Origin of the sequence: Amycolatopsis heterodermiae (assembly GCF_034929455.1) — a bacterium.
Taxonomy (GTDB): domain Bacteria; phylum Actinomycetota; class Actinomycetes; order Mycobacteriales; family Pseudonocardiaceae; genus Amycolatopsis; species Amycolatopsis heterodermiae.
Genome location: NZ_JAYFSI010000016.1, coordinates 23059 through 43624 on the forward strand (window position 1 = coordinate 23059; position 20566 = coordinate 43624).

Annotated in this window: 23 protein-coding genes and 1 tRNA gene; 13 read left to right on the forward strand and 11 right to left on the reverse strand. The window is 71.7% G+C overall.

Features of this window, described 5'->3' with window-relative positions; genetic code table 11:
- Positions 1 to 61 precede the first annotated feature (61 nt).
- Genes mtnA through VA596_RS43785 form a run of 7 tightly spaced genes read left to right on the forward strand, consistent with a single transcriptional unit; the run spans position 62 to position 5462 of the window.
- Positions 62 to 1078 (forward strand): S-methyl-5-thioribose-1-phosphate isomerase, encoded by a 1017-nt coding sequence (gene mtnA / locus VA596_RS43755; protein WP_323335791.1) that lies wholly within the window; start codon positions 62 to 64, stop codon positions 1076 to 1078.
- On the forward strand, positions 1075 to 1680 hold the full coding sequence (mtnB, locus tag VA596_RS43760; protein WP_323335794.1) for a methylthioribulose 1-phosphate dehydratase: 606 nt from the start codon (positions 1075 to 1077) through the stop codon (positions 1678 to 1680). The genes mtnA and mtnB overlap by 4 nt, the downstream gene beginning before the upstream one ends.
- A 13-nt stretch (positions 1681 to 1693) precedes the next feature.
- Positions 1694 to 2278 carry a 1,2-dihydroxy-3-keto-5-methylthiopentene dioxygenase gene (locus VA596_RS43765; RefSeq protein WP_323335796.1) on the forward strand — a complete coding sequence of 195 codons (585 nt, stop codon included), beginning with the start codon at positions 1694 to 1696 and terminating at the stop codon, positions 2276 to 2278.
- Positions 2275 to 2961, forward strand: a complete 687-nt coding sequence (mtnC, locus tag VA596_RS43770; protein ID WP_323335798.1) for an acireductone synthase — start codon at positions 2275 to 2277, stop codon at positions 2959 to 2961. Before VA596_RS43765 ends, mtnC begins: the two co-directional genes overlap by 4 nt.
- A complete protein-coding gene (locus tag VA596_RS43775; protein WP_323335800.1) occupies positions 2961 to 4154 on the forward strand; it encodes a pyridoxal phosphate-dependent aminotransferase in 1194 nt (397 codons plus the stop codon). Before mtnC ends, VA596_RS43775 begins: the two co-directional genes overlap by 1 nt.
- Positions 4154 to 4954: an S-methyl-5'-thioadenosine phosphorylase gene (locus tag VA596_RS43780; protein WP_323335801.1), complete on the forward strand. Its 801-nt coding sequence runs from the start codon at positions 4154 to 4156 to the stop codon at positions 4952 to 4954. Before VA596_RS43775 ends, VA596_RS43780 begins: the two co-directional genes overlap by 1 nt.
- Positions 4955 to 4964: 10 nt before the next feature.
- Positions 4965 to 5462, forward strand: coding sequence for a GNAT family N-acetyltransferase (locus VA596_RS43785; protein WP_323335803.1), 498 nt, complete (start codon positions 4965 to 4967; stop codon positions 5460 to 5462).
- 229 nt (positions 5463 to 5691) lie between these two features.
- On the opposite strand, the gene VA596_RS43790 is transcribed toward VA596_RS43785, so the two are convergent.
- Positions 5692 to 5764: transfer RNA gene (locus VA596_RS43790), tRNA-Asn, on the reverse strand.
- Between the two features lie 165 nt (positions 5765 to 5929).
- Here VA596_RS43790 and VA596_RS43795 point away from each other — a divergent pair.
- Positions 5930 to 6106, forward strand: a complete 177-nt coding sequence (locus tag VA596_RS43795) for a hypothetical protein (protein WP_247054991.1) — start codon at positions 5930 to 5932, stop codon at positions 6104 to 6106.
- On the opposite strand, the gene VA596_RS43800 is transcribed toward VA596_RS43795, so the two are convergent.
- Genes VA596_RS43800 through dnaG form a run of 3 tightly spaced genes read right to left on the reverse strand, consistent with a single transcriptional unit; the run spans position 6103 to position 9361 of the window.
- Positions 6103 to 6864, reverse strand: coding sequence for a trans-aconitate 2-methyltransferase (locus VA596_RS43800; RefSeq protein WP_323335805.1), 762 nt, complete (start codon positions 6862 to 6864; stop codon positions 6103 to 6105). The genes VA596_RS43795 and VA596_RS43800 overlap by 4 nt on opposite strands.
- Positions 6865 to 6913: 49 nt before the next feature.
- Positions 6914 to 7441 carry a hypothetical protein gene (locus VA596_RS43805; protein ID WP_323335807.1) on the reverse strand — a complete coding sequence of 176 codons (528 nt, stop codon included), beginning with the start codon at positions 7439 to 7441 and terminating at the stop codon, positions 6914 to 6916.
- Between the two features lie 3 nt (positions 7442 to 7444).
- A complete protein-coding gene (gene dnaG, locus VA596_RS43810; protein WP_323335808.1) occupies positions 7445 to 9361 on the reverse strand; it encodes a DNA primase in 1917 nt (638 codons plus the stop codon).
- A gap of 32 nt (positions 9362 to 9393) precedes the next feature.
- Here dnaG and VA596_RS43815 point away from each other — a divergent pair, with 32 nt between their 5' ends.
- Entirely contained in the window at positions 9394 to 10347 is a 954-nt protein-coding gene (locus VA596_RS43815) for a sigma-70 family RNA polymerase sigma factor (protein ID WP_323335810.1), read from the forward strand.
- Here VA596_RS43815 and VA596_RS43820 read toward each other — a convergent pair.
- From VA596_RS43820 to VA596_RS43830, 3 genes are all read right to left on the reverse strand, one after another.
- Complete coding sequence (locus VA596_RS43820; RefSeq protein ID WP_323335812.1) at positions 10319 to 11089, reverse strand: hypothetical protein; 771 nt, start codon at positions 11087 to 11089, stop codon at positions 10319 to 10321. The genes VA596_RS43815 and VA596_RS43820 overlap by 29 nt on opposite strands.
- 62 nt (positions 11090 to 11151) lie before the next feature.
- Complete coding sequence (locus tag VA596_RS43825; RefSeq protein WP_323335814.1) at positions 11152 to 11718, reverse strand: carboxymuconolactone decarboxylase family protein; 567 nt, start codon at positions 11716 to 11718, stop codon at positions 11152 to 11154.
- A 20-nt stretch (positions 11719 to 11738) separates the two neighbouring features.
- Positions 11739 to 13097: an MFS transporter gene (locus VA596_RS43830; protein ID WP_323335816.1), complete on the reverse strand. Its 1359-nt coding sequence runs from the start codon at positions 13095 to 13097 to the stop codon at positions 11739 to 11741.
- 24 nt (positions 13098 to 13121) lie between these two features.
- Between VA596_RS43830 and VA596_RS43835 the strand changes: the two genes are divergently transcribed.
- Entirely contained in the window at positions 13122 to 13577 is a 456-nt protein-coding gene (locus tag VA596_RS43835; RefSeq protein ID WP_323335818.1) for a MarR family winged helix-turn-helix transcriptional regulator, read from the forward strand.
- On the opposite strand, the gene VA596_RS43840 is transcribed toward VA596_RS43835, so the two are convergent.
- A complete protein-coding gene (locus VA596_RS43840) occupies positions 13574 to 14275 on the reverse strand; it encodes a carboxymuconolactone decarboxylase family protein (RefSeq protein WP_323335819.1) in 702 nt (233 codons plus the stop codon). The two genes, VA596_RS43835 and VA596_RS43840, sit on opposite strands and share 4 nt — an antisense overlap.
- A gap of 102 nt (positions 14276 to 14377) precedes the next feature.
- Here VA596_RS43840 and VA596_RS43845 point away from each other — a divergent pair, with 102 nt between their 5' ends.
- From VA596_RS43845 to VA596_RS43855, 3 genes are all read left to right on the forward strand, one after another.
- Positions 14378 to 14980 (forward strand): TetR/AcrR family transcriptional regulator, encoded by a 603-nt coding sequence (locus VA596_RS43845; protein ID WP_323335821.1) that lies wholly within the window; start codon positions 14378 to 14380, stop codon positions 14978 to 14980.
- Between the two features lie 38 nt (positions 14981 to 15018).
- Entirely contained in the window at positions 15019 to 15369 is a 351-nt protein-coding gene (locus tag VA596_RS43850; protein WP_323335823.1) for a VOC family protein, read from the forward strand.
- 69 nt (positions 15370 to 15438) lie between these two features.
- A complete protein-coding gene (locus VA596_RS43855) occupies positions 15439 to 16839 on the forward strand; it encodes a serine/threonine-protein kinase (protein ID WP_323335825.1) in 1401 nt (466 codons plus the stop codon).
- Position 16840: 1 nt separating this feature from the next.
- Here VA596_RS43855 and VA596_RS43860 read toward each other — a convergent pair whose 3' ends face one another.
- From VA596_RS43860 to VA596_RS43870, 3 genes are all read right to left on the reverse strand, one after another.
- Positions 16841 to 17380: a DinB family protein gene (locus VA596_RS43860; protein ID WP_323335827.1), complete on the reverse strand. Its 540-nt coding sequence runs from the start codon at positions 17378 to 17380 to the stop codon at positions 16841 to 16843.
- 44 nt (positions 17381 to 17424) lie between these two features.
- A complete protein-coding gene (locus tag VA596_RS43865; protein ID WP_410171974.1) occupies positions 17425 to 19140 on the reverse strand; it encodes a glycosyl transferase in 1716 nt (571 codons plus the stop codon).
- A 95-nt stretch (positions 19141 to 19235) separates the two neighbouring features.
- Positions 19236 to 20330, reverse strand: coding sequence for a serpin family protein (locus VA596_RS43870; protein WP_323335831.1), 1095 nt, complete (start codon positions 20328 to 20330; stop codon positions 19236 to 19238).
- Positions 20331 to 20566: the final 236 nt, after the last annotated feature.

Sequence of the window (20566 nt, forward strand, 5' to 3'; positions counted from 1 at the left end):
GCGACGACGACCCGCACGGCTGAAGATGCCCAGCAGATCGGTGGCCTGCGACGCTGGGCGCATGACGCGCTCCATAGCCTGGCAGGACGGTGCCATCACGGCCGTCGACCAGTGCGCGCTGCCGCACGAGTACCGGATGCTGCGACTGTCCACTGTGGATGAAGTCATCGACGCGATCCAGCGCCTGGCGATCCGTGGCGCGCCCGCCATCGGCGTGGCCGGCGCCCTTGCCGTGGCGCTCTCGGCCCGTGCGCACACCCGCGACGGCGTCTGCGACGAGATCGCGGTCCGGGCCGAGGCACGGCGGATCGCCGACGCGCGGCCGACCGCGGTCAACCTGAGCTGGGCGGTGCGCCGGGTCCTCGGCAAGCTCGACGGCGGCGCGGACGCCGTGCTCGCCGAGGCCGGCACCATCCTCGTCGAGGACGAGGAACGCAACCGTGCCGCGGCGGGCGAGGCCGCGAACCTCGTGCGGCGGTTGTGCGGGCCGGAGCCGCTGCGGCTGCTGACCCACTGCAACACCGGCCGGCTGGCCACGGTCGCCTGGGGCACCGCGCTGGGCGCCATTCGCCTGCTGGCCGGTGAAGGACACGTGACCGAGGTGCTGTTCGGCGAGACCCGGCCGCTGCTGCAGGGCGCGCGGCTCACGGCGTGGGAGCTGGCCGAGGCGGGCATCCCGCACCGGATGCTGGTCGACTCCGCCGGGCCGGCCGCGCTGGCCGCCGGCATGGTCGACTGCGTGCTGGTCGGCGCCGACCGCGTGTGCGCCAACGGCGATGTCGCCAACAAGATCGGCACCTACTCGCTGGCGCTGGCCGCGTCGCGGGCCGGGGTGCCGTTCGTGGTCGTGGCCCCGGAGTCCACTCTGGACACGACGTTGCGGAGCGGCGCGGACATCGTCATCGAGGAGCGCTCCCCGGCCGAGGTCACCGCGTTCGGCGGCGTCGAGGTCGCCCCGCCGGGCACCCGGGTCTTCAACCCCGCGTTCGACGTCACGCCGGCCGAGCTGGTGACCGCCGTGGTCACCGAGTCCGGCCTGTTCCGTCCTAACGGGACGGTCGAGGAGCGGGCCTCATGAGCGGCGCGGAGCTTGCCGGGACCGCGGCCGGACTCTACGCGCGCGGCTGGCTGGAAGGGACCGCCGGGAACCTGTCGGTCCGGCTGTCCGGTGACAGCGCGTTGATCACCGCCAGCGGCGTCAGCAAGGGAAGGATCACCGCGGCCGACGTGGTCGAGGTCGGCATCGCCGACTCGCGGCCGGTGCGCGAAGGCGCGCCGCGCCCGTCCGCCGAGACCACGATCCACACCGCGCTGTACCGGTTGTCGCCCGGCTCGCACGCCGTCGTGCACGCGCATCCGCCCTACGCCACCGCGATCGCGATCCTGTCCGCGCGGCGCGGCGCCGACACCGTGACGTTCACCGACCTCGAGATCATCAAGGGCCTCGGGCTGACCGACCCGTCCAAGGTGGTCGTCCCGGTGTTCGAGAACCACGCGCACGTGCCCGCCATCGCCGACGACGTCACCGAGCGGCTCACGGCCGACGCGCCACCCGTCATGCTCATCGGCAACCACGGCGCGACCACGTGGGGGCCGACGCTGGAGATCGCCCGCAACCGCATGGAGTGCCTGGAAGCGTTGTGCCAGCTGACGTTGCTGGTCGACCGGACCGCTGCCTGACAAGGAGAACACGATGACCCTGCTCCAGGTCATGCCGGCGAACGACGCCGCGAACGTGCTGGTGCGCACCGAGGACCTCGCCGAGATCGCCGCGGAGCTCGCCCCGCACGGCATCCGGCTCGAGCGGTGGGCGACCGTGCCGCTCGCGGACGGGGCCGGGCAGGAGGAGGTGCTCGCCGCCTACGCGTCCGAAGTGGAGCGTGTGTCGGCGGAGGGCTCGTACCCGCTCGTCGACGTCGTGCGGATGGTGCCGGACGACGCCGACCCGGACTGGCCCGCCAAGGCCGAGGCGGCCAGGACGAAGTTCCTCGACGAGCACACCCACGACGAGGACGAGGTGCGGTTCTTCGTCGAGGGCAGCGGGTGCTTCTACCTGCACCTGGCCGGCAAGGTGTACGCCGTGGTCTGCACCGCCGGCGACCTGATGTCCGTGCCGGCCGGCACGACGCACTGGTTCGACATGGGCACCAAGCCGTACTTCTGCGCCATCCGGTTCTTCCAGGAGGAGGACGGCTGGGTCGCCGGCTTCACCGGCAACCCGATCTCCGCCGGGATGCCGACGCTCGAAGAGCTCGTCGCACCGGAGCCGAGCTCGTGACCCTGGCGGTCGTCCTCGACATCGAGGGCACGGTCAGCCCGCTGTCGGCCGTGCACGACGTGCTGTTTCCCTATGCGCGCGAACGTCTCGAGAGCTGGGTACGCCAGGAGCGGCCCGGCACGCCGGACGTCGTCGACGGTGTGCGGGCGACGCTGGGCGGGCACGCCGGTCTCGACGACGTGGTGCGGACCCTGCTCGAGTGGCACGACGGCAACGCGAAGCACAGTCCACTCAAGACACTGCACGGACTCGTCTGGGAACGGGGTTTTCTCGACGGCGAGCTGTCCGGTGTGGTGTACCCGGACGTGCCACCGGCGCTGGCCGAATGGCGCCGGCGCGGGACACGGTGCTGGATCTACTCCTCCGGCTCGGTGCTCGCCCAGCGGCTGTGGTTCTCCCGCAGCGACCACGGGGATCTCCGGGGTTACCTGGACGGCCACTTCGACACCCTGACCGGCGGACCGAAGCGGGATCCCCTTTCCTACCAGCGCATCGGGCGGGCGATCGGCACGCCGGCCCGCGACGTCCGCTTCCTGTCCGACAGCCGGGCCGAGCTGGACGCCGCCAGGACCGCGGGCTGGGAGACCATCGGCGTGCGCCGGCCGGGCTGCACCACCGACTTCGGCACGCACCGGGCGATCGCCGACTTCACCGAGTTCGGCCCCGCACGGGAGGTGGCCTGATGAGCGAGGACCCGCTCGTCGGAAAGTTCGCCCCGTTCCGCAGCACGATCTTCGCCGAGATGACCGCGCTCGCCCACCGCACCGGCGCGATCAACCTCGGCCAGGGGTTCCCGGACAGCGACGGGCCGCCGGAGCTGCTCTCCGCCGCCGCGGAGGCGGTGCTCTCCGGGCACAACCAGTACCCGCCGCTGCCCGGGGTGCCCGCGCTGCGCACCGCCATCGCCGAGCAGCGTGCCGCCGACTACGGCACGCCGTACGACCCCGACACCGAGATCCTCGTGACCGCGGGCGCGACCGAGGCGATCGCCGCCGCCGTCGCCGCGCTGGTCCCGGCCGGTGACGAGGTGCTGGTCTTCGAGCCGTACTACGACTCCTACGGCGCGGCCATCGCGCTCGCCGGCGCCGTCCGCCGGACCGTGCGGCTGCACCCGGTCGGCGACCGGTTCACGTTCGACCCCGGCGAGCTGGCCGCCGCGGTGACGCCGCGTACGCGGGCGTTCCTGGTGAACACCCCGCACAACCCGACCGGAACGGTGCTGTCGGCCGCCGAGCTGGCGGTCATCGCCGAGATCTGCGAGCGGCACGACCTGATCGCCATCACCGACGAGGTCTACGAGCACCTCGTCTTCGACGGGGTCCGGCACATCCCGCTGGCCTCGCTGCCCGGGATGGCGTCACGGACGCTCACGATCTCCTCCGCCGGCAAGACCTTCAACGCCACCGGCTGGAAGGTCGGCTGGGTCTGCGGGCCGGCGCCGATGGTCGCGGCCGTGCGAACGGTGAAGCAGTACCTCACGTTCGCCGGTGGCACGCCGTTCCAGCACGCCGTCGCGGCCGTGCTACCCGACCGGCACCGGTGGCTGGACGGCCTGCGTACCCGGCTGACCGCCGCCCGCGACACCCTGCGGGACGCGCTCACCTCGACCGGCTGGCGGTGCTTCGCGTGCCAGGGGACGTACTTCCTGCAGGTGGACGCCAGGTCGGTCGGTTACGGCGACGGCACGGCACTGTGTCACGACCTGGCCACCCGGGCCGGGGTGGTCGCCATCCCCAGCGGGGCGTTCTACGCCGACCCGGCGAGCGGCCGGGAGCTCGTTCGCTTCGCGTTCTGCAAGAGTCCCGCGGTGATCGCCACCGCGGCCGGCAGGCTGGCCGGATTCGCCGCCGGCGCACATCGGGAAGGAGCGGCGTGATGGGCAACTCACCAGTCGGGGTGATCGGTGGCAGCGGACTGTACGAACTGCTGGAGGACGCCTCGTACGTCGACGTCTCGACGCCTTACGGTGAGCCGTCCGATTCGCTGGTGCGCGGGGCGGTCGGCGGCCGTGAGGTGGTGTTCCTGCCCCGGCACGGCCGCGGCCACCGGCATCCGGCGCACGTGATCAACTACCGGGCCAACATGTGGGCGTTGCGGTCGCTCGGGGTGCGGCAGGTGCTCGGGCCCTGTGCCGTCGGATCGCTCCGGGCCTCGCTCGGCCCGGGGACCTTCGTCGTGCCGGACCAGGTGGTCGACCGGACTTCCGGGCGGGTCTCGACGTACTTCGACACCGGCGCGGTGCACGTCGGGTTCGCCGACCCGTACTGCCCCGACGGGCGTGCGGCCGTGCTGAAGACCGCCGGGGAGCTGGACCAGGCCGTTGTCGACGGCGGAACCATGGTGGTGATCAACGGGCCGCGGTTCTCCACCCGCGCGGAGTCGGTCTACTACGCTCGGCAGGAGTGGGCGTTGATCAACATGACCGGGTTGCCCGAGGCCGCGCTGGCGCGTGAGCTGGCCATGTGCTACACGTCCATCGCGCTCGTCACCGATCTGGACGCCGGGCTCGACGAGGGGAGCGCGGTGGAGCAGGAGTCGGTGTTCCGCGTGTTCTCGGAGAACATCTCGCGGCTGCGGGAGCTGGTGTTGCGGACTGTTGCTTCACTGGGTGCGCAGGAGGACTGCCGGTGCGCACACGCGCACGACGGGCTCGAAATCCCTACAGACCTGTTCTGAGGAGAAGGTGTTGGACTACAGCCAGTTCGTCAAGGGTTTCGACATACCGGACGGCTCCGTGCCGGCCAAGCTGAGCTTCGAGGACATCGAGATCCGGGCGATAACCCGCGCGGACCTGTCCGAGGACGTGCGCGGAATCAACGCCAGTCTGGACATCATCCGACGGACTCGGGGTGGAAACTGGCCCACCGAGGCCGTCACCGAGGAGTTCAACTACGTCGATCTCGTGTGGCACGAGTGCGAGTTCCGGGACATGGGGTCCTTCGCCTACTGCATCTGGGATGCGAACGGCCGGTACCTCGGCTGTTGTTACCTCTACCCCATGGGGCGGCGGACAAAGCTGACCGAGGAACTCCTCGAGCACGACGTGGACGTCAGCTGGTGGGTCACCCCGGATGCGTACGAGAAGGGGTACTACGAGAAGTTGTACCGCGCGCTGAAGCAGTGGATGCCGGAGCTGCCGTTCAAGCAGCCCTACTACTCCAACAAGCAGATTCCTGAAGCCTGAGCGAATCGGCCCCACCCCTCCTCGGCTCCGCCGGTGGAGGAGGTGGGTCCGTCTCGTGATCGGCAGTCGGCCAGCCACCCCATCGAAGCTACTCGCATGGTCAGTCGTCGCTCAGGGCGACGACGTCGGAGACAGCCGGTCTGGCCGACGTTGGACGATCGTCAAGATCGACACCGAATCGCCCCTACCCCAGGCAGCAAAAAAGCCCAGGTCGTTGACCTGGGCTTTGCTCCCCCGCTTGGACTCGAACCAAGAACCCTCCGGTTAACAGCCGAATGCTCTGCCAGTTGAGCTACAGGGGAATGTCGCTCTTTTCCGGTGCCGCGCTCTCGCCCGACCAGAAGAACTTTAGACCATCCCCGCAACCCGGTTCGCACCACCCCCCACTTAGCGCAACCGCCCCCTGCCGGCCGTTTTCCTGGACAATGGACAGTCGGACGACCTACCGACGAGAGGCGTGGACACGGATGAAGAAGTTCCTGCTGGGAGCGGGCCTGGGGTACGTGCTGGGCGCCAAGGCAGGCCGGGGGCGGTACGAGCAGCTCGTGCGCACCTACCGCCGGGTCGTCGACCATCCGATGGTCCAGGGCGCCGCCGGGGTGGCGCGGGCCAAGATCAGTGAAAAGGCCGGGCGCCGGCGTTAGACCTGGGCGACGACGAACACGCGGCGGAACTCGAACCACGTCGTGCCGTCGGGGCGGGTCGGGTACGCCTGGTCGAGGCGGGGGGCCAGTTCTTCGCGGAACTGGTCCCAGGCCTCGTCCGAAAGGGCCGCGCGGACCGGCCGCAACGCCGTTCCGGTGATCCACTCCAGTACCGCCCGCGAGCCGCGCAGGGGCTGGACGTACGTCGATTCCCAGGCGTCGACGCCGCAGCCGGCGTCGGCCAGGAGGTCGGCGTAGAAGACAGGGCTCGACACCGCGTCGTCCTCGCGCAGGACGACGTCGGCCAGCCGGGACGACCAGGCCGGGGACGCCGCCAGCTCGCGGGTCAGCGCGTGTGACGGCGCGTCGAAGTTGCCCGGGACCTGCACCGCGAGCCACGCGCCGGACGGCAGCCGGCCGGCCCAGCGCCGCAGCAGGTCGCGGTGCTCCGGCACCCACTGCAGGACCGCGTTCGACACGACGACGTCCGTGTCCGGCGCCGGCGTCCAGTCGTTGACGTCGAGCACGGTGGCGTCCAGGCCGCGGGCACGGGCGGCCGCCACCATTTCGGGTGAACTGTCGCTGCACTCCAAGGCGGCGTCGGGCCAGCGTTTCCCCAGGTCGACGGTCAGGTTCCCGGGGCCGCAGCCGAGGTCGACGACCCGCCGGGGCAACACCGCGCCGATCCGGGACGTGAGGTCGTGGAACGGCCGGGCCCGCAGGTCGGCGTAGTCGAGGTACTTCTCCGGATCCCACACGGTCGCCTCCCGAACAAACAGTACGCCTGTACTGAGTACGAGCGTACTGCTATTCGGCGGCGTGGGCCAGCTTCGCGGCGACCTGTTCGGCGATGGCCGCCACCAGCGTGACGTCGGTGCCCGGGTCCGGGCGGACCTGCAGGACGGTGCCGTCGCGGCCGGGGACCTTGCGCTGGACGAACCACGCGCCGCCACCGGGGTCGATCTCCTGACGGTGGCGCGACCGCACCGAACCGTCGACGCGCCGCCGCACGTGGTGCGGCACCTTGGCGGGCTCCGGCAGGCCGAACCGCACCGGCGCGAGGTCGGTCAGCACGACGGCCGACCCGGCGGTGCCGGACTCCGCCGACTCGGTCAGCGTGAAGACGCCGTCCTTCCAGGCCGCCTTGCCGATCAGGTGCCAGCCGACGCGCCGCGCGCCGCCGGAACCGTCCGGGATCCACAGGCCGAGCGGCGTGACGACCAGGTGGCCGCCGCCCTCGACCGGGGCGCTGTCCACGACGTCCTCGCCCGCGTCCAGCGCACCGGCGAAGCCGTCAGGGGTGTGGTCGCCGAGCAGCCGGCGCAGAAAACTCATGACTCAGCCCCACGCGCTGGCGGACGCCTGCTCGCCCAGCGACTTCTTGTACTGCTCCAGCGCGACGAGGTCGCCGAACAGGGCGCGGTAGTCGTCCGGCGCCTCGACCGGCGACAGCCGCTGCAGCTTCCCCTTGATCTCCGCGATCTGGCGCCCGACCAGGCTTTCCTGCAGCCGGGCGAGGATCGAGGAGATGTAGCGGGAGTCGACTTCGTCCTTGGCCTGCAACGGTTCCACGGCCAGCTCGGAGAGCACCCGCCGGACCGTCCCTTCCGGACAGTGCGGGGCGGCCGCGTCCAGCAGCGCCGGGCCGGTCAGGCCCGAACCCGCGCCGCCCGCCTTGAGCACGGCTTCGTGCACCGCGACGTACACCGGGTGCGTGAACGCCTCCAGCGGCAGCGCGTCGTACTCCGGCCCGGCGATCGCGGGCTGCTGCAGCGCGGCTTTGAGCGCCTCGCGCTGGATCGCGAACCGCGGGTCCTTCGGCGCGGGGCGGGCGACGTCGGTCTCCGGGGCCTTCACCTCGGGGGCGCCGACGCGCGCCGGCTGGCGCAGGGGCGCGCCGCCGCGCTTGTCGGTCGCGCCCGCGCTGCCGCGGACCCGGTTGACCACCTGCGCGACGTCCTGCCAGCCCACCCACCAGGCGAGCTTCGACGCGTAGCCGTCACGCGCGGCGCGGTCCTTGATCGACGCCACCATCGGCACGGTCTTCTGCAGCGCCGCGACCTGGCCGTCGACCGAGTCGAGGTCGTAGTTCTTGAGCGTGCTGCGGATGACGAACTCGAACAGCGGGGTCCGCCGCGCCACCAGGTCCTTCACCGCGCTGTCACCCTTGGCCAGGCGCAGCTCGCACGGGTCCATGCCGTCCGGTGCGACGGCGATGTAGGTCTGCCCGGCGAACGTTTGGTCGCCTTCGAACGCCTTGAGCGCCGCCTTCTGGCCCGCTTCGTCACCGTCGAAGGTGAAGATCACTTCGCCGCGGAAGGCGTCGTCGTCCATCATCAGCCGGCGAAGCACCTTCATGTGGTCTTCGCCGAACGCCGTGCCCGAGGACGCCACGGCCGTCGGGACGCCCGCCGCGTGCATCGCCATCACGTCGGTGTAGCCCTCGACCACGACGACCTGGTGCCGCTTCGCGATCTCGCGCTTGGCCAGGTCGAGGCCGAACATGACCTGGGACTTCTTGTAGATCGGCGACTCGGCGGTGTTGAGGTACTTCGCCGAGATCCGGTCGTCGTCGAACAGCCGCCGCGCGCCGAAGCCGACGACCTCGTTGCCGACGTCGCGGATCGGCCAGACCAGGCGCCGGTGGAAGCGGTCCATCGGGCCGCGCTGGCCCTCCTTGGACAGCCCGGCCGTCAGCAGCTCCTTGACCTCGAAACCGCGCGTGAGCAGGTGCTTGGTCAGCTTGTCCCAGCCGCCGGGGGCGTAGCCGCAGCCGAACGTCTTGGCCGCGGCGGCGTCGAACCCGCGCTCGGACAGGAAGTCCCGCGCGGTGCGCGCCTCGTCGGTGACCAGCTGCTCGGCGTAGAACTCCTGGGCGGCGCGGTGCGCCTCGATCAGCCGGCTGCGGCTGCCGCGGTCGCGCTGGATCGTCGCGCCGCCGCCTTCGTAGGTGAGCCGGATGCCGACGCGGTCGGCCAGCCGCTCGACGGCCTCCACGAACGTGATCAGGTCGATCTTCTGGACGAACTTGATCACGTCGCCGCCCTCGCCACAGCCGAAGCAGTGGAAGGTGCCGTGCGTCGGGCGGACGTTGAACGACGGGGTCTTCTCGTTGTGGAACGGGCAGAGGCCCTTCAGGCTGCCTCCACCGGCGCGGCGCAGCGCCACGTACTCCCCGACGACCTCGTCGATCCGGTTCCGCTCGCGCACCTCCGCGATGTCGCTCTCCCGAATCCGTCCTGCCACGCCACCCACTCTAGCCGCGCCGTTTGCGGCACACTCGGGGCATGGCCTCCACGCCCACCGCCCAGGACACCCTCGCCGCGCGGTTCGCCGAGCACCGCGGTCACCTGATCGGCGTGGCCTACCGGCTGACCGGCACCCGCGCCGACGCCGAGGACGCCGTCCAGGAGTCGTGGCTGCGGCTGGCCGGGCTCGACGACGCCGGCCGCGACGCCATCCGGGATCTGCGCGGCTGGCTGACCACGGTCGTCGGCCGGATCTGCCTCGACCGGCTGAAATCGGCCGCGGCGCAGCGGGAGCGCTACGTCGGCCAGTGGCTGCCGGAACCGGTGGTGACGCCGTTCGGGCAGCCGGTGAGCGAAGACCCGCTCGAGATCGCGGTCCGCGACGACGGGCTGCGGATGGCCGCGCTGGTCGTGCTCGACAAGCTGACCCCGGAGCAGCGCGTCGCGTTCGTGCTGCACGACGCCTTCTCGCTGCCCTTCGCCGAGATCGCGGACATCCTCGGCTGCTCCGCCGAAGCCGCGCGCCAGCACGGCTCCCGCGGCCGCCGCGCGCTGGCCGACGCGGACCCGGCGCCGCGCGTGCCGCTCGACGACCAGGCGAAGATCCTCGAGAAGTTCGTCACCGCGCTGCTCGCGGGCGACATCGGGGCGGTCGTCGAGCTGCTGCACCCGGACGCGGTGCTGGTCGGCGACTCGAACGGCAAGGGCCGCACCACGCGCCAGCTCATGCTCGGCGCCGACAAGATCGCCCGCTTCTTCGTCGGCCTCATGCGCAAGTACGAGCCGGAGAGCGTCAGCCGCGGCGCGCCCGTCCTGGTCAACGGCGACCTCGGGTTCTACCTGCCGCCGATGCCGGGGCGCGAGGGCTTCCTGGCGCTCGACGAGCACGTCCAGGCCATGAGCGTGCGCGACGGGAAGATCGTCGCGATCTACGACGTCGTCAACCCGGACAAGCTGACCCGGATCACGCGTCCCGGCGGCGCACCTTCGTGATCCCGGCGGCCAGCAGGAGCAGGGCGAAGGCACCGAAGTAGGCCAGCGCCCAGCCCTGGCCCAACGGCGAGTCCGACAGCACGGTGGCGTTACCACCGTCCCGCCCGGCGTTCGCCTCGCCGGTGCCGGTGAGGAACTTCGTGACGGCGTTCAGCGGCAGCCAGCGGTGGATCGCCATCCCCACCCGGGGGATCAACGTGACGACGTTCTCCGCCATGAGCGGGTACACGACGAGCAGCGCGACCACGCCGGCGGTGTGGCGCACGAGCAGGCCGGCGCCGACCCCGCAGACCGCGGCCAGCGCGAACACCGGGCCGGTGCCGGCGACGATCGTCCAGTCCGCCGGGCTGTTCAGGGCCAGGTCGGCCTCCGGGGCGAGGACGCGCGCGGCGAACCAGGCAGTGAAGGCGCCGGCCTCGCCGATGACGAAGCCGTACCCGGCGGCGACCGCGGCCTTCGCGACCAGCACCGGCGTCCGGCTCGGCACCGCCTGGAAGGTGCCGTGGATCGTGCCGGACTGGTACTCGCTGGTCACGGCGAGCCCCGCCAGCAGCAGAACGGCGACCATGGCGAGCTGGTAGCCGAACTGGGTGCTCGCGACGGTCGGCGGCAGCCGGGACTCGGTGGCCGTGAGCGCGGTGAGCACGGCCGGCGCGACCAGCGCGACGACCGCGAAGAGGCCGCACACCCAGGGCGTGGCGATGCTGAAGAGCTTGATCCGTTCACTGGCGACGAGGTGCATGCCGGAACGGTCCCGCGGAGGGCCCCTCCGGCGCGTCCGACCGGGGTCTGGTTCCCGGGGTCCTACGGGAGCGGGACCCGGCAGGCGTCGCCGGAGGTGAAGCCCTGGTCGGCGATGCCGAGCGCGCTGTTCATCCGGGCGCGGGAGTTCTCCAGCCCGATCTGGTAGGTCAGCTCGAGGACGCCTTCGCGGCCGAACTCGCGCTCCAGCTCGGCGACCTGCTCGTCGGTGACCGTGACCTGCTCCCCGGACATCGCGTCGGCGTAGGCGATCGCGAGCCGTTCCTGGACACTGAACGCCGGCGACGTCGCGTAGTCGTCGATCTTCTTCAGCCGTTCGACGTCCAGGCCGTCGTGCTTCTGCAGCATGGTGCCGAAGTCGACGCACCACGAGCAGCCGATCCGGGTGGCGACGCGGTAGACGGCGAGCTCGCGGACGTTCGCCGGGAGCTTCGTCGACGCGCGCTGCACCATCAGCTCGTGCACCGTGTTCGCGCGCAGCAGGCCCGGGTGGTGCGCGCCGACGGCCATCGGCTCGGGCACCGCGCCGTACTTCCTCCCGGCGACGCGGTAGAAGAGCTTGAGCAGCGGGCCGGCGTCGGTGGTCTTCTTCGCTTCGATGCGGGGCATGTCCGTCTCCTTCGTCTCGGTCAGGAACGGAACGAGACGGCGTCCGCCGATGTGACGCGCGGCGAGGTGACCCACGCCACCAGCATCGTCACGGCCGCCGCGCCGAACACGACGGCCAGCCCCGGCGCGGCCAGCCCGCCGGTCGTGACCAGGGCGAGCCAGCCGAACACCGCGGCGCCGGCCAGCCCGCCGGCCTGCCGGGCGAAGGTCAGCGAGCCCATCGTGACGCCCATCAGCTCGCGCGCGGCCCGCGTCTGGCCGAGCACGGTATAGGCGGACGTGCAGACGGTGAACGCGGCCCCGACCGCGAACAGGCCCGGCACGAGCAGCCAGCGCACTCCCCCGGCGGCCACGGCGATCGCGGCGAGCCCCGCGACCCCGAGGGCGCAGCCGAAGCGGCCCCAGGTCGTCATGTCGGGTCGTTTCCTTGCCAGGGCGGAGAAGGAGACCGAGAGCGCGAGCTGCCCGGCGGTCATCGCGACGAGCAGCAGGCCGGTCCCGGCCGCGCCGGCGCCGAGGGCGGTGACCAGCGCGACGTAGGTGAACGTGCCGTAGAGCGCGGCGCCCGCGAGGCCGTTGACGACGACCGCACGCGCCAGGACGGCGTCCGCGAACACCTTCGGCGAGATCAGCGGGCTCGGGGTGCGTTTCTGCCGTCGCACGAACAGGAATCCCGCCACCGCCGCGACCACGACGAGCACTGGCGTCCACAGTGGACTCCGGGCGAGCGCGTCGACGGTGCCGAGCGCGACCACCGCGGCACCCGCGACGGTCAGGAGTCCGCTGCTCGCGACGTCGAAGCTTTCCTTGGTGTGGCGTGGTTTCGAGGCCAGGCCGCGCAGGCCGAGCAGCAGCGCGGGCACGCACAACGGCAGGTTGACCAGGAAGATCCACCGCCAGCCCGGTCCGGCCGCGAGCAGCCCGCCCAGCGGCGGCCCGCCGAGGGTCGCGGCCGCGAACACCGCCGTCTGCCAGCCCTGGCGGCGCAGCAGCTCGTCGCGGTCGAACAGCTCGCCGAGCGCACTCATCGCGTTGACGATCAAGCCGCTGCCGCCCAGCCCCTGCAGCGCGCGGGCGGCGATCAGCGAGCCGACGTCCGGCGCGGCGGCGCACCAGGCCGAGCCCGCCGCGAACACGAGGATCGACACCACGAAGGAGACGCGGCGGCCGTGAAGATCGCCGAGCCGGCCGTGCAGCGGCGTCGCGACGGTGAGCGTCAGCAGCCCGGCGGCGGTGACCGCGACGAGCCCGGTGCGGGCGTGCAGGTCGGCGCCGATCGAGGGCAGCGCGGCGGTGACGACCAGCCCGTCCAGCTGGGCCATGGCCATGCCGAGCAGCAGGCCGGCGAAAGCGAGGTTGCGAGGCGCAATTGCGTGCATAAAGCACACGTTATAACGTGCCTTATGCACACATCAAGCCCGGGTGACGGCGGTCCCGCGCTGTTCCGGCTGGTCCGGCACTGGGCCCGGCAGCAGGCACCGGACGTCGTCCAGCGCTTCGCCGCCGACGCCCCGCCGACCTGGACGGCGCCGAACCTCTTCGTCATCCAGGCGATCGACGGGGCCGCGAGCGGCGAGGTGACCGTCGCGGACGTGGCCCGTCAGCTGGGCATCGACCGCTCGGTGGCCAGCCGGATGGCCAGCGAGGCCGTGCACGACGGTTTCGTGACGCGCGAAACGTCGACCCGCGACGCCCGGCGCGCCGTGCTGACCCTCACCGAAGAGGCGAAGGAGTTCCTCGAGACGTCGCGGGCCTACCAGCGCCAGGCGTTCGAGGCGCTGGTAGGCCACTGGCCGGAAGAGGATCGCGAACGCTTCGCCGGCTACCTGAGCCGGCTCGCGGGCGAGGTGCTCGGCTAGCCCATCTCGTTCAGCGCTTCCCAGGCGTGCCACGCCCGGGTGACGCCGAACTGCGCGAGGAACCGCAGGGCCGCGCGGACGTCTTCCGGCGTCGCGCCGCCGCGCCGCGCGCGGCCGACGTGGATGCGGAAGGTGTCGCGCAGCGTCTGGTAGTGGACGTCGACGCTGAGGCTGACCAGGCCGCGCTCGCGTTCGGTGAGCGTGCCGGGGCCGTGCCCGGTCCGCATCCGCGACTGCAGGTCGAAGTACTCGGCGAAGTGCGGGTCCAGCTCGGCCAGCCGGGTGCGCGTCGGCTCCGGCAGCGGGGTCGGCGCGGCGTCCGGGCCGGTCGACACCAGCTCGTCGGCCAGCAGTTCGGCGTCCGGTGTCTCGATGCCCAGCTCGGCTTCGAGCTGGGCGATCCGCTCGATGGCCGCGGAGGCCGCGTGGTAACCGCAGTCGTACGAGACGAACCGCAGCAGCGCGCGGATGTCCGAAGTGGACACTCCGGCGGTGATCCCGGCCCGGACGTGGGCGGTGAGCGCCAGGCCGAGGCTGCCCTGGCAGACGTCGGCCGTGACGGCCAGGAAGGTCTTCTCGCGGTCGGTCAGCTCCGGGACCTCGCGGAGGAACCGCGCGGAGGCGCCGACCATCTGCGCGAAGACGGGGTCGAGCGCGGCCAGCCGGTCAAGGCTCGCCGGGGTGGCGGTGGTGGTCAAGGTGGTGCTCCCTCAGTAGCTGGACGTTCGTAGCGCTACAGCTGTAGTGCGAGTGACGCTACACCTGTAGCGCAATAGGTGTCCAGCTACACTGGGACGACCATGAACGAGACCTCCCGCCGCCGTCCCAACGCCCGTGGCCAGGGCGAACTGCTCCGCGACGAGATCGTCGCGGCCGCGGTCCGGATGCTCGGCGAGCTGGCCGACGACGAAGCGCTGTCGCTGCGGGCCGTCGCGCGGGAGGTGTCGATCGCCGCGACGTCGGTGTACCTGCACTTCCCGGACCGCGACGCGCTGGTGCTGGCCGCCATGCAGCGCTGCCACGACGAACTGGTGCGCACCGGCGACGAGGCCGCCGATGCGGCGCCGGACCCGGCGGCCGCGTTGCGCGCCCGGATCCTGGCGCAGGCCGGGTGGGCGCAGGCGCACCCCGGGCTCTACAAGGTGCTGCACGAAAGCAAGGTCCACCGGAGCCACGGCATGCCGTTCAAGGGCGTCATGGTCGCCCGGACGACCGAAGCGATCCGCCGGTGCATGGAAGCCGGGCAGGCGCCCGAGGACGACCCGGCGATCGTCGCCATCGACCTGCGGACCGCCGTCAACGGCATGCTGGCGCAGCGGATCAACGAGCCCGACCTGCCGTGGCCGCCCGCGGTCGAGCAGGTCGACCGGTTCCTCGTGAAGCTGGTCGGCCTGAAGCTCTGACTTGTGTTCATGCTCCGGACGGGCTTGGGTGGGCCGGTATGAGCCAGGCGTACCCGGCGGTGACCCCGCGGATGGTGGTGAGCGACCTCGTCGCGGCCGTCGCGTTCCTGCGCACGGTGTTCGGCGCGACCGGCGAGGTGGAGAGCGGCCGCCCCGCCGACCTCGACATCGGCGGTTCGCGCGTGCTGGTGTCCGCCGAAGGCGAGCGGGAGCTGTTCCCCGCGTTCCTCTACATCTACGTCGCCAACGCGGACGCGACGTACCGCCGAGCCCTCGACTGCGGCGCGACAAGCCTGGAGGAACCAACGGACACCCCGTACGGCGACCGGCGAGCAATGGTCCGAGACCCGTTCGGCAACGTCTTCCAGATCGCACATCCCCGCGCCTGAACGGTTTCGCCGGGGTTTCCGGGAATCGGTGACTGTAACGCGGCACCGGCCGTCCAGCGACTGTGCGACGTGACCTCGGAATTCGGGCCGTACCGGATCGAACGGCTGATCGCGCGCGGCGGGATGGGCGAAGTGCTGCGCGCCTACGACACCCGGCTCGACCGGGTCGTGGCGTTGAAGGTGCTGTCGCCCCACCTCGCGGCCGATCAGGACTTTCGCGAACGCTTTCGCCGCGAAGCACATTCGGCGGCCCGGCTCCGCGAGCCGCACATCGTTCCGATTCACTCTTTCGGGGAAATCGACGGCCGGCTCTACCTGGACATGCAACTCGTCGAAGGCGAAGACCTGGCGACGCGGCTGAGCACGCGCGGGCCGATGGATCCCGCCGAGGCCGTCGCCGTCGTCGGCCAGATCGCGCAGGCCCTCGCGGCCGCGCACGCCGAGGGCGTGATCCACCGGGACGTCAAGCCGTCGAACATCCTCCTGACCCCCAGCGGGTTCGCCTACCTGGTGGACTTCGGGATCGCGCGCTCGCAGGAAGCGGCGACCGGGCTGACCGGCACGGGCGCGGCGATCGGCACGCTCGACTACATGGCGCCCGAGCGGTTCACCGGTGCCCGGCCCGACCAGCGCGTCGACGTCTACGCCCTGGCCTGCGTCCTGCACCAGTGCCTGACCGCCACCAAGCCCTTCGCCGCGACGACCGCGGCGTCCCTGCTGAACGCCCACCTGAACCAGCCACCGCCCCGACCGAGCCTGCTGCGGCCCGGCACGCCCACGGCGCTCGACGGCGTGGTGGCCCGGGGCATGGCGAAGAGCCCGGACGACCGCTACCCCACCGCCGCGGCGCTCGCGGCGGGAGCCCTCGCCGCGCTGGGCTCGCGTAGCGACTTCGCCGCTCCGCCTCCGGAAACCCGGACGTTCACCCGGGTCGAGCCGGCCGCCGCGCCCCGGCGCACGGCGGCGCTGGTGATCGCGCTGACGGTCGTCCTGCTCAGCGGCGTGGGAGCGATGCTCGCTCTGCCCGGCCTGACCTCGCGGACTCCGGCCGCCGCACCGACGTCGGCACCCGCGCCGGTGACCACGTCCGTCCCGGTCCGGGTCACCACTCCGGCGACCACGGTTCCCGTCGCGGTGACGACGGCCGAAGCAAGCCGGCCGTCCCCCGGCGACCTCTCCGGGTTCGTCGTGCACTACTACGGGCTGATGCCGGACACCGACTCCGGCTGGGAGCTGATCGGCCCGAACCTGCGGCTGCGCACGCGGGACAGCTACGACAAGTTCTGGAGCAGGTTCAGCGGGGCCGAGGTCGTCGGCACGCCGAGCGTCGACGGCGGCTCGGTGACCGCGCGGATCAAGTTCCGGTACGCCGACGGGCGCCCGGACCTCACCGAGACGCACGTCCTCGGCGTCGCGATGTGGGACGGCCACCTGTGCATCGACTCGGATTCGGTGGCCAAGAACCGCTGAGCTACTCCCCGGTGCTGCCGTCCACCGACTCGCGGATGAGGTCGGCGTGGCCGTTGTGGCGGCTGTACTCCTCCACCATGTGGACCAGGATCCAGCGCAGGTTCGGCTTGCGGCCGTCCGCCCAGCCGCGTGCGGCGACCTGCGAGAGGTCGCCCTGCTCCAGTGCCTTCGTGAGCAGCTCGCGCGAGCGTGCGACCGTTCCCTCCCACAGCTCGCGCAGCTGGTCCGGGGTGTCCTCGACGGCGGAATCCCAGTCCCAGTCCGGGGCGGCCGCCCAGTCCACCGAGTTCCACGGCTCCGCCCGTTCGGCGCCGGTCAGGACGCGCGAGAACCAGTGGTCCTCCACGTAGGACAGGTGCTTGAGCATGCCGCCCAGCGTCAGCGGGGACGGGCCGACGGTCGCGCGCAGGCCCGCCGCGTCGAGGCCGGCGCACTTCCACGCGAGCGTCGCGCGGTGGTACTCGAGGAACCCCAGCAGGGTCCCGGTTTCGTCGGCGTCGACCGGCGGTTCGGCCCGGCCCTGCTCGTCCACGATGGTCATGGGCGCGCACTCTACCGATTTCACCGGCGTTGTCCGCTGGGTTTTCAGGGCGTCAACGCGCGGACGTCCCAGATCCAGACGCCGCCGACGAACTCGGCCGGTTTGCGGAGCAGCAGCTCCACTGTGGACTTGAGCGCTTCCTGGTTCTGGCGCGGGCCGACCACCAAGACGTCCGCGTTCCACTTGCGCAGGTCCGCCAGCGCCTGGGTGCGGTCGGACTCGGTGACGTCCGCGGTCTGGCCCGTGCGCTCGACCTCGGCGAACAGGTCCGACGTCGGGAGCGGGACGGCGCCGTAGCGCCCGCGGCGGTCGTCCGCGGACGTCGGGCCGACGAAGTAGCCCTCGGGCATCGGGTAGCCGAGGCCGGCGTCCACCTGCCAGTGCAACGGTTCCGCTTCCCCGGTGCTGGGCAGCGGCACCGGCACGAGCGAGCCGCCGGGGGCGATGTACTGGCGCCAGATGCCGTCGGCGAAGAACGGCGGCGACAGCGGGCGCTCGTGCGTCACCAGCTCCGTCGGCGCGATCGGCAGCAGCACCGCCACCACCGCGCCGACCCAGACCAGGCGCAGCGGGACGCGCTGCTTTTCTTCCGTGGCCAGGGATTGCTCGGCCGCCGCCGTCCAGACGCGGTGCGTCGCGATGGCCAGGAGCCCGCCGACCACCGGGATGCAGCCCATCGCGAGCCGGGATTCGAGCAGCGAGTCCAGCAACGGCAGCTGCCCCAGCCACTTCCACAGCCCGGGGACGCCGGTGTCCTGGTGCGCCACCGTGATCTCGACGCCCAGGGAGAGGAACGCCATCAAGTACATGGTGATCGCGAACGCCCGCGCCGTGATGTCACGCCACAGCCAGATCGTCAGCACCACCATGAGCACGATCAGCGGCCAGCCGAAGAACGCGTTCTCCTCGGTGCGGTTCATCGAGACGTCCGCGGCGGACTCCGGCCAGCCCGCGATCGACTGCGTCGCGAACCGGGTGAACGCCGCCGTGTCGTTGCCCGCCGGGCCGTGCAGCAGCGAGTGGAAGCTCTGCGGCCCGAAGAACTGCCAGTACAACGGGAATCCCGCGATCAGCAGGGCCACGACGGCACCGACGCCGACGCCCCTGGCCAGCGGCGCGAGCATGCCGCGGATCTCGGCGCGGTGCGGGACCAGGTAGGCGACCACGAACACCAGGAACGTGAGCCCGAAGATCGCCAGCGGCTCTTCGCCGAGCAGGATCTGCCACGCGACGAGCAGGCCGAGCACGACGCCGTTGCGCACCGGGCGTTCGCCGTGCGCGATCTGGATCACCTTCAGGGCGATGAACGGCAGCACGAACAGCACGACGAAGTTGGGGTGCGCGTTGCCGTGCGAGATCATCGGCGGGGCGAACCCGCAGAACGCGGCGCCGATCGCGGCGGCCGTGCGGTTGGGCACCAGGTGCCGCGAGAACACCCAGTACCAGCCGATCGCGGTGCCGGCGAGCCCGGCGGTGAGCACGATCGCCCAGGTCAGCGTGGCCCCGAAGGTCAGCGTGATCGGCGCGAGCGGGATGTTCAGCCCGAACATCGCCGCGTTCGCCGCCATGTTCACGCCGTACGGGTAGTTCTGCAGGTCCGTGGTGAACGGGTTCTGGAAGTGCAGGACGGACTTCGCGACGACCGTCGAGTACCACTCCCACTGGCTCTGGTCCGACGCGCCGTTCCACAGGTAGCCGCGCTTGAGGTCGAACCACAGCCCGTTGTAGAGCAGGATCGTGAACAGCAGGAAGCCGCCCATGATCGCGGAGTCCTGCCACTCCCAGCGTTTCGGGCCTGCGGGCGGGGCTTCGGGAGCGGGCGGAACGAGCTCGGGAACGGCTTCGGACTTCAAGCTCACGGCTCGACCACCCTGGCGAAGAAGTAGAGGGCCCCGGTGCCGGCGTGCCGGACCAGCACCAGGAACGGACGGTCCACCGTCACGGCGACGGGGTCGGACGTGATCATCGAGGTGAGGCGCATGGTCAGCGCCGTCGCCGCGGCCCCTTCGAAGCCCTGTTCGTCGACCCGCAGCACGGCCTGGTGCAGCACCTCGGACACCGTGAGCCGCGGGTCCGGGGAGAGCCCGCTCAGGTCGGCCGCGCCGGTGAACATCGTGCGCACGCCCAGGCCGCGCAGCACGCCGGTCAGCGTGCTGGCCACGTCGAGGGAGATCTTGGGGAGCGCCAGCTCGACACGCGTCGACCGGATCTCGCCGAGCAGGCCGGTCAGCGCCGCTTCGTCGAGCGACGCCTCCGCCTCGGCGAGGTCGCCGTCGGGCAGCAGCACCACGGTCTGCAGGCCGCCCGCCGCGACCAGCCGCACCGCCTGCCAGCCGCCGGTGTGCGCGTAACCGACGTTCTCGCCGAGCCACATGGTCGGGACGTCGCGGGTGCCGGACGGCGCGTGGAACGGCGCGTCGGTGGTGTTGGCCTCGCGGAACGGCAGCTTCCACGCGGACTTCAGGTACAGCGCGTTGACGAGCACGGCGGCGATGCCGGCGTCGATCGAGCCCGGCGGCAGCAGCTGCGGGATCAGGCCGTGCGTGGTGCGGCCGACGTCGTCGTTGATCAGCGCGCGGGCGCGTTCGGGGTCCTCCTCGAACCGCGCGCTCTCGACGTTCGCCCCGGGCCACCCGGCCAGCTCGGTCTTGAACCCGTCCTCGAGCGGGAGGGTGTCCGCGGCCCACAGCGTGTTGGCGACGGCGAGCTCGGGCGGTTCGGCGCCCCGGCCCTCCTCGACGAGCTCCGTGGCCGCCCGCAGCAGCTCGGCCTGTGCGGCCGGCTCGCCGAGCAGTGCGACCAGCTCTTCGCGGGTGGCCCCCCGGGCGGCGAGCGCGGCCAAGGTCAGCGCGCCGGCCACCGAATACGGCGAGAAGCAGGAGTTCCCGCCCTCGGCGCCGAGGGCCCCATGGACGGCGAGGGCGAACCGGAGGTGGCTGTCCGTGGCCATGCGGGCGAGACTACCGGAACCCGTCACCCCACCGGGCGGCCACGCGAAACTCCCCCGACGGGTGACAAATCCGGCACCGGCCGCGTGCCACGGTCACCTGGCTCGGGTGCGGGAAAGCCCGGTACACGTGACCAAAGGCCCGGTTCCCGTGATGGAAGAGTCAACTCACGTGATCGAAGGGTCGACACACGTGATTGAGCAGTCGACACGCGTGATTGAAGGGTCGACACGGCGGG